The organism is Nocardia amamiensis NBRC 102102, from assembly GCF_001612745.1.
Taxonomy (GTDB): domain Bacteria; phylum Actinomycetota; class Actinomycetes; order Mycobacteriales; family Mycobacteriaceae; genus Nocardia; species Nocardia amamiensis.
Genome location: NZ_BDBA01000271.1, coordinates 1 through 12,163 on the forward strand (window position 1 = coordinate 1; position 12,163 = coordinate 12,163).

Sequence of the window (12,163 nt, forward strand, 5' to 3'; positions counted from 1 at the left end):
GCTCGGCGGCCATGATCGATACCTGCGACTTGGAAAGCTTTGTCACGCCGAGTGATTCGACGAGCTTTTCCATGCGGCGGGTCGAGACCCCGAGCAGGTAGCAGGTCGCCACCACACTGGTGAGTGCGCGTTCGGCGCGTTTGCGGCGCTCGAGCAGCCAATTCGGAAAGTAACTGCCCGAGCGCAGTTTGGGGATCGCGACGTCGATCGTGCCGACACGGGTGTCGAAGTCGCGGTGGCGGTAGCCATTTCGTGAGTTCACCCGCTCGTCGGAGCGTTCGCCGTAGCCGGCGCCGCACACGGTGTCGGCTTCGGCGCTCATCAGGGCCTGGATGAACGCCGACATCATATTGCGCAGCAGATCCGGGCTCGCTACGGCGAGTTGGTCCGACAGCAACTTGGACGGGTCGATAGGCTGGACAGAGGTCATCGCGTGAAACTTTCTTCCTTCAGTGACTTGGTAGGTCTGTTGAAGGATCACGCGGTGACCACCTCTACTCGGCTACGACACGCCGATCATCGAACCGGCCGGTCCGATTCCTACACCACTCTGCTGGACGCAACCCGGATCCAAGATCCGGCACCCGGATTACCTACCGAACGTTGCCTGACGCGGCACTAGTTTGCTTGTGCGGTTTCAGCCTTGGATGGGAAGCGGTCCTACTACGAGCTCGTAGAAGTGTCCGTCACGATCCCTGAAGTATAGGCGCGGCCCGCGCCTCCGAGCGGATCGTCTGTACGTCCGTTCGCTGCGTCCTCGGGATCGTTACCGAAGGCGATGCTGGCCTCGCTCAGGCGCTCGATTGCCGCAGTAAACGCCTCTGGTGCGACCCGGATCGCGATGTGGATGGGATGAACAGGTTGCAGCACTCGCACGAATGCAAGCGACCAGCCGTCGAGTACGAGCGAGAACATGTCGCCCGAGTCGTCGCCCGGTGGGCCGTCCGGGACCACGTCTCCCTCACCAAGGATCCCAGCAAGGAAGGTGCCAGCTGCTTCAGGATCCGCGGTGGGAATACCTACATGGTCGATCACGGCGCGCATGAAGACCAGCCTACGACTGTAGGCGCCCGGCCGGGGCCGCCTAGATGATCGATTCCAAGGGGTGTTTTTTACACTGTGCTGGCGCGCGCCGCTGGGCGCTTGGTCGGCGCTGACCGGTCGCGGCGTGGCGGCGAGCGGTGTAAAGCGGCCAGTGTATTCGCAGGCCAGTACGGAAATCCGGGACGGTGTGCGCACCACTTCAGATATCGGCTCCGAGGGCGGCGGCGCACCACAGCGCCGCGTCGCATTGTCGGCCGCGATTCCGACAGCGTCGTCTGACATGCGGCGATCTGCGACCGGTTGAGGGCGCGGCAGCTCAGCCGCGCGCGGCCGGGTCGGGCAGGTCGGCCAGGCCCAGCACCTTGTGCAGTGTCGCAGCCAGCGCGTTCAGGTCGTCGGTGGACACCGCGGCGAAGCGTTCTTCGATACCGGACAGGTAGTGCGGAGCGGCTTCGCGCAGCCGCTGCCTGCCGGTAACGGTGATGCTCACGAAGGCCGAGCGTCCGTCGTCCGGGTTGGGTTCCCGGCGCACCAGGCCGTGGGTCTCCAATTCGGTGACCAGCCGGCTCACCCGGGTGCGGCTCAGCACTACCCGTTCGCCCAGGTCGCTCATCCGAAGGCGTTGTGGTGCATCCAGTTCCAGTAGTACGTCGTACCAGCTCAGCGGCAGCCCTGTGGCGCGGTGCAGGGCGGCGTCGAGTTCGGGTACCAGCGTGGCGTGTACCTGCAGCAGCGCCGCCCAGGCGGCGACCGCTGGGCGAGTTCGGTTCACGGACGTCGGCACAACACCATCATAGCTGATTGCGTGCACGCGCACATATATAATAGCGTGCACACGCACATACATTCTGGTTCGAGAAAGGCATTACGTCATGACCACACTGATCACCCGCGACGAGCTCGCCAAGGAAATCGAAGCCGGATCGGTGACCGTGATCGACGCGCTCGGCGCCGAGTATTACGCCAAGGCACACCTGCCCGGCGCGTTGAACCTGGTCGAAGCCGACGTGGAAACCACAGCACCGCAGCTTCTTCCAGACAAGTCCGGCGCGATAGTCACCTACTGCTCAAACGCATCTTGCCCCAACAGTCAGCAGGTGGCCACCAAGTTGGAGGCCCTCGGCTACACCAAATGTGCGCAAGTACCGCGACGGCATCCAGGACTGGACCGACGCCGGGCTGCCGGTCGAGAGCTGATCGTCCCGCCGCAGATCGTGCCCGGCCGCTGTCGAGCAGCTCCGACGCGCTCGGCCGGGTGGCGCATCCTCGTGCGATGCGATGGTAGACATGAGCGCAAGCATCGAGCTGCCGGCTGGCTGGGAGGCTGAGGTTCGCGGCGCGCCGGTCTCTGCGCATGTGGAGTTGGCCATCAGCGCGCTGCGGCAGCGGGCGGTGGCGTCGTTGTCGCGGCTGCCGGATCCCGCGCCGACGCACTGGCGGCGAGCGCGGCCGCCGACGGGCTGAGGTTCTGTTCCTCCAGGCCGTTCGGTGGCGCGTATGCGCTCGATCATCTATGGCCGTAGCTGGGCATAGATGCCACCGTCGCTGGGCTGGGGCAGCCGAAAAGTGGTCGGCACCGCGACGGGTCGGGCATCGAGCGGGTGTTGTTCGGCCTGGTCGCCAACCGGGCCATGGCCCCGTCGTCGAACTGGCTGCCCCGGACTAGATCTGTCACGACGTGCATATCGATCGGCTGCCCGAGAACAGCACGACGCCTGTTACCGGGCGATGGATTGGCTGCACCAGGTGAAAGACGAAGAACATCAGGTTGGATCGGGTCGCTAGCCTCGCTAGCCTGCTCAACCTGGAGGTGGATCTGTTGTTCTTCGACACCACCTCAACGTATTTCGAGGTCGAAGGCGCTGACGAGCCGATCGCCCGAGACGAGAAGGGTTGCCCGAATCCCGACGCCGCCGCGCACGAGAACGCGGTGGGGTTCCGGACCTGGGGCAAGTCGAAGGATTCACGAGATGACTTGCCGCAGATAGTGATCGAATGGCCGTCATCCGCGACAGGATCCCGGTGCGCTACTGGTGCCGGCCGGGCAACGCCAGCGATCAGGTGCTGATCCGGCAGGTGAAAGACGATATGCGGGACTGGACCCTGTCGAAGACCATCTGGGTCACCGACCGGGGCTTCTCCTCCGCCGAGAACCGCCGCTACCTGCGTCAAGTCGACCACCATTACAACATCGTGGAGAAACTGCGCTCCGGGTCGGCCGAAGTCCAGGCCGCGATGTCGCGGCAAGGCCGCTACCTCGACATCACCCGGCAACATGCGGGTCAAGGAAGCCCGGGTCAGCGAGACGGAACGGTTCGTGATCTGCTACAACCTCGAATCGGCCGAGCGTGACGCCACCACCCGCGACCAGCTCGTCACCGCACTACGAGAAATGATCGACGGCAGTGACGAATTGAGCGACTTCAAACGCGGTGAGTTGCGCGGCCGCATCGCCGCCAAGCCTGGGTTGAACCGGTTCCTGCGTGTCACCGCCGGCGGGAAGCTGCGCGTCTATGCCGCGAAGATCGAGGCCGAAGTCAACTTTCGACGGCAAATACCTACTGAGATCGTCGGATCCGAAGCTGTCGGGCGAGGACATCGCGGTCGGTTTCAAGCTCCTGGAAGTGGAACGACGCTGGCGCGACATGAAATCCGTCCTCGATCTGCAACCGGTCTACCACCGACTCGAAGCACATCCGCGCCCATGTCATCTTGTGCTGGCTGGCGTTGCTGCTGGTCCGCATCGCCGAAACCCGCACCGGCACCACCTGGCCGGCCATCCGCCGCGAACTCGACCGCCTCCACATCGGAACCTTCGCCGGCACCTTCCGCCGCCTCACCGACCCTACCAAGTCGCAACGCGACCTGCTCACCCGACTCGGCGCCCCCACACCCAAACAGATCGTCGAACTCACCCCAACGCCCCGCCCGCACTGATACCCGCGCCTAGAGACACGAACTCCAGGTGCGCATCTCCATGTCACCACAGCCCAGGCCATAATTCATCGCTCCAGACCCTCGGAACTCTGCGAAACCCCGGCCAATCGCTCCGAACTTCGTCCCGGTCGGCCCGCGGGAAGGCCGTGACCCACCCTGTTTGTTGGCCCAACTGACTGAAACCGTTTGCGTGACGATCAAGCCGATGCAAGGAGAGGCTGATCTCGTAGGGCTAATAATCAGTGCGCTGGCTCGATTGATTTGCGTGGCATACACCAGCCGCGCTATCTACTTGGTGGAATCTCCCCTGAGCCACGCTTGATGAGTTGAACGGGAAGGGTGGTGGAGTGGCGCGGGGAGGTGTCACCGTTAATGCGAGCAAGGAGCCGCTCCGTTGCAACTCTGCCCATTTCGGTGATGTCGTGCGTGATCACGGATACCGGTGGATGCAGCATGTCGGCGAGAGCGAAGTCGTCGAAGCCGACAAGCGCTCGATCGTTACTGAGGCCGCGCTCATGCAGGGCCCGGATGGCGCCGAACGAGAACTGGTTGCTCAGTGTGAAAAGCGCGGTCGGTGGGTCTGCCAAATCGAGTAGCTCATCAGCTACGACCTTTGCTTCAGCTGCTCCCTCGACGTCGAGACGGATGAGTCCATGGTCGAACCGGAGTTGATGGGCCTCGAAAGCCGCGTAATAGCCGCGGAGACGCTCCGAGACGGGTATACAGCGATGCGGATGCGCCGATAACGCCAATGCGCCGGTGCCCGATTCTCAGCAGATGTTCAGCTGCGGCGTAGCCACCGCCAAATGAATCGGTCAGCACAGAGTCCGCGGCGATTCCCATTGGTGGGCGATCGATGAACACGAGCGGCAACCCTGCCGCTTGTTCCGGTCGAAGGTAGGACTGATCCACGCCAGTCGGGACAACCAACAGTCCGTCGACCCGCCTTGACGATAGCGCAAGTAAGGTAGCCTTCTCCCGCTCCGTCGAGCGCGAAGTGGCGGTGACAACCAGTAGCTCGTGCCGCTCCGCGATTTCATCGATACCGCAGATCAGCCTATCGAAGAACCGAGTAGAGGATTCCTTCAAGACGAGACCGATCGTGCTGGTGCGGCTACCTTGGCGCAAACCGCGGGCAAGTTCATTGCGGCGGAAACCCAGTTCCTCGGCGGCGGCAAGGATCCGGTCGGCAACGGCAGGGGAAGCACCGCCCTCGCCGTTGAGGACCCTGGAGACGCTCTTGATGCTTACACCAACTTGGTCGGCAATAGCCTTCATCGTGGGCCGCACCGACTGCCGCTGTGCCGGCCGACTCATCGCTCCTCCAAAACATTTGCCGTGATTCGACCGCGCCTCAGGTCCTACCAGATGGTAGCGGCTTCTCGGCGACTCGTCAATGAGCGTTGACGCCACGCATCATCGACTCTTCACCCTCCCGTACCGAGACGGACCGGTTCGGTCTGCTTCGGGTCTGTCGCGGTGGCTGCTGGCGGATGGGGTGCGCAACGATGGTCAGCCGATGGTGCGCCGGCTCGACACGGCCCCCGGGGTTGAACCGGCGGAGTTCACGGTGGTCGATAGCATTAACGACCGCATGTGGTAGATGCTGCCGTGGTCGGGGAAGGGTGGTCGATTACGTCAACGTTGATGAGATTGCGTGTACGGTCTTCGTGCTCGATAGGCAGTCGGTGATCATTGAGGACAGTTCATAGTTCTGGCACTCCACGGATTTGTCCGGGCTGGTTGGTCTGGTGTCGGTACAGTGCTGCTGCTACTCCGGCGCGGGAGGAGATGCCCAGCTTAGTGAAGATCCGTGCGAGGTGCTTCTCTACGGTCTTGGGGCTGATGAACAGTTCTGCGGCGATCTCGCGGTTCGTGTATCCCTGGACGATCCGGTCGGCGACGCCGCGCTCGCGTTCGGTCAAGGTCGGCGGATGCCCCGGTTCGATGGCGGCGGGCTGGCGCCGTACGCGTCGTCCGAGGTTTCGGAGTTCTTTCGCGGTCTCATCGCGCAGCCGTTCAGCTCCTGTGTCGTGGAAGATGGTGTGGGCCCGCTCGAGTTCGTGGATTGCCGCTGCGAGCTGACCGTCCAGCCCAAGGCTTCGGCCAGCAAGGAGCTGACAGCGACCAGCCCAGATTGGCAGCTCGACCATGTCGAAGCACTCGGCGGCTTTCTGGGCAGCCGCTGCGGCCGCCGTGAAGTCACCTACCGCGTGATGAATGCGGGCTCGGGCGAAGTTCGCACCTCCTTCGCGGGAAGTCCCTACCGAAGTTTCTTCCATTTGCCGGACCACTTTTTCGGCCGCATCGATCCGGCCTACAGATAGTTCAGCCGTGACCAGCGTCTGCCGTACCAACGTGCGGTTAGTGGGAGGCACATCCGAGAGTTCGAATCCGCCGATGGACAAGATCTCCTGGCGACCGCGTTCAGTTTCGCCCGCTTCGATGAGCGCTTCACCGTAACACGCATGCGCAAGCCAGGCGAAGACCGCATCCGGCTGCCGATCGGCAGCCTGCACTGCGGCACGGCCTGCGGCCACTGCCGCCGGCAGTTCGCCTCTCAATGTCTCGACCCAGCACAGCAAGCTCTCCGCTGCCTGGAGCAGCTGATCATTCTGCAATAGCAGTGCCGCTTCCACGGCGGTCTCCGCGGCATACCGGGCGTCATTCAACTGTCCGAGATTCAGCTTTGATACGGCCACGCCAAGGGTGAAGCGGCTGAAGGCGTAACCGTTGCCGGTGGCTCGGCTGGCACGTACCCCGCGTTCGGCGTGGCGACCTGCGGCGCGGAAGCGGTCGGCGGACATCTCCGCGGCCATCAGATCCGCGAGCGCATCGAGCAATACTGGGTCGAGGTGGATCTCACGTGCGTCCAAACCATCTGCGGCCAGGTCGATCAGTTCCTGTGCCTCGGCGACGCTCCCTCGGTAGCTGGTATACCACGCCAGAGTTGAGGTCGCAGCAATCAGCAACGTCGGCTCGCTGAGGTCTTCCGCCTGCGTGCGAGCCTGCGTAGCAATATCGACGGCCTCCTCCCACCGGCCCATCATCAGACGGTTCTGGGCGAGTTCCAAGCGCAGCGCGACCGCGTCAGCGCTGCCTGGGGCAGCCTTTTCGAGCGCTGTTGTGATGAGGTGGCGGGCTTCTTCGGCCCGTCCCAATCCGTGGTCGGTGCGCGCGATCATCACGATAACTCGTATCCGATCACTGTGCGCGCTGGAAGGAACAAGCTCCAGCACCTGCTCGAGAGTCGCGCGGGTCTCGAGCAGACTGCCGGAGGAGGCGAGCGCGATGGCCAGTGAGAATGCCAGCGGCAATCGCTGCTCTACCCTGCCCGTTTCGGGAAGTAGCCGGAGGGCGGCTTTGAACCAGCCAGCAGCCGCGGCGGGAGCATGGGCTGCCACAGCATGTCCCGCCTCGGTCAGGATCGTCACGGCCTCCTCGTCGCCGATACTTGCCGAGCGCTCGATGTGGTGGGCTCGTGCGCCAAGCGCCGCGCCGCGCCGAGTCAGTGCATGTGCCGTCCGCTTATGGGCGCCGAGCCGCCAGCCGGGCATCGTGCTGTCGTAAACCACGCGACGCACGATCGGATGCCGGAACCGGAACGACCCCGCCACATCGCACACCCGGACGAGGTCGGCCGTGACCAGCGCGTCAAGGCATTCCAACACGGTACTGTGGTTGGTGGCTGCGGTATCGGTCACCAGATCCACATCGAACGGGTCGCCCACGACTGCGGCGGCTTGAAGCACCTCGAGCGCGGACGAAGACAGAACGGCTAGTTCCTGCGCGAGCGTTGCACGCACTGCGGCGGGGATACTGGTCTCGTGCTCGTTATCGCGTTGTGATGCAGCCTTTGGCGCTGAACTGTTTCGCGCCATCCGTGCAAGTTGCTCGAGGTAAAAAGGGTTCCCGCCGCTCTCGAGATGCAATGACCGGACGAAAGCCGATTCCGGTCGATGTCCCAACAGTTCACTTGCCTCCCCGATCGTCAGCGGTACCAACTTGAGCTCGCGCAGGAGATCGTCGCGCACCGCTTGCGCGACGGCATCGAGCAGCCGCCGCGGTGCCTGCAGTGGGCGATAGGCCAGCGCCAGCACCACGCCGGGCACCGGGCGCCGCAGCAGGAAACCGATCAGCTCCACCGACGCCGGGTCGGCCCAGTGCACGTCATCGAACGCCAACACCAACGGTCGATCCCGGACACATCGCTCAAACGCAGCCCCAACAGCGCGATGAAACTCGAACCGCTCCACCTGAAGTTGGCTCGCGAGCCGGCCGCTGCGTCCCGCCAGCGACGGCAGTATGGCGCCGAGCTCGGCCACGTTCTGCGGCCCCAGGTCTGCGATGACCTCAGCTTCCAGTGTCCGGAATCGTTCATCGAGCGCGTCGATGACCAGACCGTAGGGCACGTCCTGCTCGAACTCGGACCCTCGCCCGGCCAAGACGTCGAAACCCAATGCACCGGCACGTTCACACAGCTCACCGAGCATGCAAGTCTTACCGATCCCCGGTTCACCCAGCACCGCCACAGCATCCGCCGAGCCCGACAGGGCGCCAGACAGCACCTGCTGCATGCTCAGCAGCTCAGTTGTCCTACCAACCAGTTTCGCAGCTGCATCTGCACTGGTCGTCATCGACGAGCCCGAACGACGTCGTGATGACGCAAACCGATCCGCCCCCTTTCCACTGCTACCAGCAAGCGCGCCGGTCCAGACCCCTGTAGGCCATACCTCAGACACTTCAAAATCCTCTGCACTTCTCCGGCCGTGCCGGATGTCAACGTTGACTCAGCTCACCGCATCTCTCACCTTTCGGTCAAATCGCGGCCCCCAACTGCGAGAATGTCGTGGAATGGAACCGCCGCCCGCCCAGAAGCGGAAGCCGTCGGAGCTTGGGCGCGAACGCAAGCAGAAATACCAGACCGGCGGTACCGGTTGGTTCGATACGGGTAGAACACGCGAGCGTTCCGCGCCCCGAAGGTTGCCAGTTGAGCTCCGGTCGATTTGCTTCAGATGGCATTCTCGTTCAGGCCGCTGGTCACACACTTCTGGCGGCCGGCAGAGACCCTCTTTCTCGCGGGGTCCCACCAGGGCTACCCCGCTCGAAACAACATAGTAGATCATATTGTTCCTGCCCACGGGCTCTCCTTGCTCAGAGCCATGCCCCCGGTTCGGCATGGTGGTGGGTCATAGTCAAGTCTGCGCCCCTAGGTATATCGGCCGCATCGGTACTCGCGCGGTTCACGATCTCGACGCGGCCCTTCCCGCGGCTTTGGAGCGGCCCCCTCCCCGATTGCCGCCGTCGGTTGGCACGGCGCGATGGGATGGCAGTCCCCCACCGACAGCGCGATGGGGAGAAGCTGACGATTTGGCTGACGCCGTCAAGCTCGCCAGTCGATTGGATCATGGCGAGCGAGGATCAGCCTCACCCGGTAACGGAGCCGTCTGCTCCTCCCCCTTGGTGCTGGGTTGCGTCTTCCGTCCACCTCGCACACGGGATTTCGCCATCAAGCTTGCAGCCGGGTGGTGGCAGGTGCAATAGCCGTACCGGTAGGCATTTCCCCCATACCACTTTGGCCGAAGACGTGCGAGCGTCACATTGTGGCCAATTCGATGCCGCATCTGGCAAGACGGTTCAACCCTGCAGTTTGCATCTGTTCGCCTACGGATGCATCGATGCTGGCCGTGGAGTTATGACACCCGCGGGTTTGCACAGGACACGAGTGGTCAGCGTCAGAGGCCTCAGCCGACGAGCACGCCAAACATTCATTTGGACGCGGCGCGCGAACACCTGCTCGGTGAGGTACACGCAACCGCTCGGCCGGAGTACGTCAATCAACGCACAATACCGAATCACCTATTGCGCCCCATTGCCAATCTTCGTTGCATTACTGTTCTGTCGTCTGGAGTCTCGTCTTGACAACGCCCCAGTTTCCGCCTCGCAGCCCGGCCTACACGAACGTTTATCCCGTCAAGCACGGTTCGCCGGTCGGCGCCACTGGGCCCCGGGTCGCGCTGTATTCGACGGCGTACGCAACGGATCCTCACCAAACCTACCGCGCGATGCGCCGCGAGTACGGATCGCTCGTTCCGGTGGAGCTGTCGCCCGGTGTGCCAGCTACCTTGGTGATCGGGTACCACACGGCGCTACGCATTCTCAACGACCCCGAGCATTTCCCGGCCGATCCGCGCACCTGGCAGAAGGGCATTCCCGGCGAGTGCCCGATCCTGCCGATGCTGGAGTGGCGGCCGAACGCGCTGCGCAGCGCGGGCCTGGAACACCTGCGCTACCGGCAGGCGAACGTGGCGAGCATCGCGGAGATCGATCTGCACGCCCTGCACAGCACCGTCGAGCGGATCGCCATCCCGCTGATCAACGCCTTCTGTGAGGACGGCGCCGCGGATCTGATCAGCCAGTACGCCTTCCCGCTCAGCTTCGCGGTGCTCAACTCCATGCTCGGCTGCCCGCCGGATATCGGGCAGCAGGTCGCGACCGGCATGGCCGCCATCTTCGAAGGCGTCAACGCGGACAAGGGCAACGCCATGCTCACCGACGCGCTGTTCGAGCTGGTGCAGATGAAGCGGAAAGAACCGGGCGACGACGTCACTTCCCGGCTGTTGCGGCACCCCGCGAACCTGGACGACGTGGAGATGATCCACCAGCTGGTCACCTTGTACGGCGCGGGCATCGAGCCGCAGCAGAACCTGATCGTCAACACCCTGCGGCTGATGCTCACCGACGACCGGTTCGCGGGAAACTTTCTCGGCGGCAGCCTTTCGACCCGCGACGCATTGGACGAGGTGCTGTTCAACGACCCGCCGGTGCACAACTACTGCGTCAGCTACCCGAAGCAGCCGATCCTCATCAACGATGTGTGGTTGCCCGCGCACCAACCGGTCGTGATCAGCATGGCCGGCTGCAACAACGACCCCGCAGTCAACAACGGTGAACACACCGGCAACCGCGCTCATCTCGCATGGGCTGCGGGGCCGCACGCCTGCCCCGCCAGGTCGGTGTCCTACCTCATCGCTCAAGATGCTATCGACCAGTTGCTCGACGCCCTGCCGGAAATGCAACTAAAAGTTGCGGCAGACGAACTGACCTGGCGGCCCGGTCCATTCCATCGCGCCTTGGTGTCTCTACCCGTCGTCTTCCCAAAATCCGCTCCGTACGCAACTTTTCTTACGCTCGCGTCACACTCAGCGCCGTAGTGCGATCTACTGGGAGCCGTCCTACACACTCGATGCTCTCGTCCCCATGAACCTTTCGGCGGCGAATGCGTCAGCAGACCTACGAGCCTCTTCCGAGTTCGTCTCCGCTGAACAGGGAGTACGACAGCACCCCTCGCAGCGCAACCCAGGCACCACTCGCGATCAATCAACGCCCGATCGACCCAAGAGGCGGATCGTAGTCGTATCCCCGCATACCACGCAGTCCGAAGGCATAGAAAATTCGCATCGATACACTGCCAGTCAAAGGACGGGAACTACTTATGAAAAGTCGCGTACTGTCCTTGCATGGCTGAGAATACTGCGCTCATCGTCTCGGCTGAGGACGCAGGCCTGTCCGTACAGTCGGTGGCCGACGCAGCAGGGAGTGCTGGAGAACCTGTCCCGCTTACCGAACGAGCCCGCCTTGCTGCCTTCCGTCTCCGCAACAGTTTCATGGGGGACTGTGGATAGCTCCTCTGTCAAGCCGTGGTGAGCTCGCTCGGGTGCTGGTCTGCGAGCATGGCGCGGAAGACAACGTCGGAGACGCTTGAGGATTCGGAGGGCTCTTCCCCGATCTCCGCCAGCTTTGCGCCGTGCAAGTAGTGCTCGCGCGTCCGGATGGCAGCGAGCTCGGGTGAGTGCAATGCGGTGGGGGCAGCGTTGAGCTGACGACACGCCCGGCGGTGTCTGGCCACCAAGGCCACGACGCGACTGCGATCGTTTCTGTCAGTCGAGGTTGCGTCCCGCCCCTCACCGAACGCCGAGCCCGTCCAAAGCCGTGAGTAGCGTACCGGTGCAACAATTCTCGCACCGTCTGTGGATGACAGCCCAGCTCGCCCGCGATCTGCGCAGTAGACTTTCCGTCCCAACTCGCCGTGGTCATCCGGTCCCGCCGGATCCAATCCCCAGGGGCATGACGAGCTGCAGCAAGTTTGCGAATCGTTGCTCTCCCCCAGCACATCGCGCGG

At 63.4% G+C, this 12,163-nt stretch carries 9 protein-coding genes and 1 pseudogene; 3 read left to right on the plus strand and 7 right to left on the minus strand.

What is annotated here, in order from left to right:
• The 3 genes from NA4_RS34685 to NA4_RS34695 form a co-directional block, all read right to left on the minus strand.
• Window positions 1–430, minus strand: a 430-nt coding sequence (locus NA4_RS34685) for a transposase (protein WP_174553036.1), incomplete at its 3' end; no start/stop codon positions are given.
• A 233-nt stretch (window positions 431–663) separates the two neighbouring features.
• A complete protein-coding gene (locus NA4_RS34690) occupies window positions 664–1,044 on the minus strand; it encodes a VOC family protein (protein ID WP_067479731.1) in 381 nt (126 codons plus the stop codon).
• Between the two features lie 316 nt (window positions 1,045–1,360).
• On the minus strand, window positions 1,361–1,828 hold the full coding sequence (locus tag NA4_RS34695) for a MarR family winged helix-turn-helix transcriptional regulator (protein ID WP_218022505.1): 468 nt from the start codon (window positions 1,826–1,828) through the stop codon (window positions 1,361–1,363).
• A gap of 88 nt (window positions 1,829–1,916) precedes the next feature.
• Here NA4_RS34695 and NA4_RS34700 point away from each other — a divergent pair, with 88 nt between their 5' ends.
• Both NA4_RS34700 and NA4_RS44060 read left to right on the plus strand, forming a co-directional pair.
• Entirely contained in the window at window positions 1,917–2,372 is a 456-nt protein-coding gene (locus NA4_RS34700) for a rhodanese-like domain-containing protein (RefSeq protein WP_218022506.1), read from the plus strand.
• Window positions 2,373–2,427: 55 nt separating this feature from the next.
• Window positions 2,428–3,981: pseudogene (locus NA4_RS44060) on the plus strand (IS1634 family transposase); the annotation flags it as partial.
• Window positions 3,982–4,265: 284 nt separating this feature from the next.
• On the opposite strand, the gene NA4_RS43885 reads toward NA4_RS44060, so the two are convergent.
• The 3 genes from NA4_RS43885 to NA4_RS43400 form a co-directional block, all read right to left on the minus strand.
• Complete coding sequence (locus NA4_RS43885; RefSeq protein ID WP_373862863.1) at window positions 4,266–4,703, minus strand: substrate-binding domain-containing protein; 438 nt, start codon at window positions 4,701–4,703, stop codon at window positions 4,266–4,268.
• Window positions 4,600–5,259, minus strand: a complete 660-nt coding sequence (locus tag NA4_RS39740) for a LacI family DNA-binding transcriptional regulator (RefSeq protein ID WP_169811174.1) — start codon at window positions 5,257–5,259, stop codon at window positions 4,600–4,602. Before NA4_RS39740 ends, NA4_RS43885 begins: the two co-directional genes overlap by 104 nt.
• Window positions 5,260–5,687: 428 nt before the next feature.
• Window positions 5,688–8,618, minus strand: coding sequence for a helix-turn-helix transcriptional regulator (locus tag NA4_RS43400; protein WP_084497725.1), 2,931 nt, complete (start codon window positions 8,616–8,618; stop codon window positions 5,688–5,690).
• Between the two features lie 1,281 nt (window positions 8,619–9,899).
• Here NA4_RS43400 and NA4_RS34720 point away from each other — a divergent pair.
• On the plus strand, window positions 9,900–11,195 hold the full coding sequence (locus NA4_RS34720) for a cytochrome P450 (RefSeq protein WP_067479736.1): 1,296 nt from the start codon (window positions 9,900–9,902) through the stop codon (window positions 11,193–11,195).
• A 451-nt stretch (window positions 11,196–11,646) separates the two neighbouring features.
• Here NA4_RS34720 and NA4_RS43890 read toward each other — a convergent pair whose 3' ends face one another.
• Window positions 11,647–12,156: a helix-turn-helix domain-containing protein gene (locus NA4_RS43890; RefSeq protein WP_373862864.1), complete on the minus strand. Its 510-nt coding sequence runs from the start codon at window positions 12,154–12,156 to the stop codon at window positions 11,647–11,649.
• Window positions 12,157–12,163: the final 7 nt, after the last annotated feature.

Coding starts and splice junctions, on each gene's coding strand:
- NA4_RS34690 (WP_067479731.1), bottom strand. CDS start 1,044: ATGCGCGCCGTGATCGACCATGTAGGTATTCCCACCGCGGATCCTGAA.
- NA4_RS34700 (WP_218022506.1), top strand. CDS start 1,917: ATGACCACACTGATCACCCGCGACGAGCTCGCCAAGGAAATCGAAGCC.
- NA4_RS39740 (WP_169811174.1), bottom strand. CDS start 5,259: ATGAAGGCTATTGCCGACCAAGTTGGTGTAAGCATCAAGAGCGTCTCC.
- NA4_RS43400 (WP_084497725.1), bottom strand. CDS start 8,618: ATGACGACCAGTGCAGATGCAGCTGCGAAACTGGTTGGTAGGACAACT.
- NA4_RS43890 (WP_373862864.1), bottom strand. CDS start 12,156: ATGTGCTGGGGGAGAGCAACGATTCGCAAACTTGCTGCAGCTCGTCAT.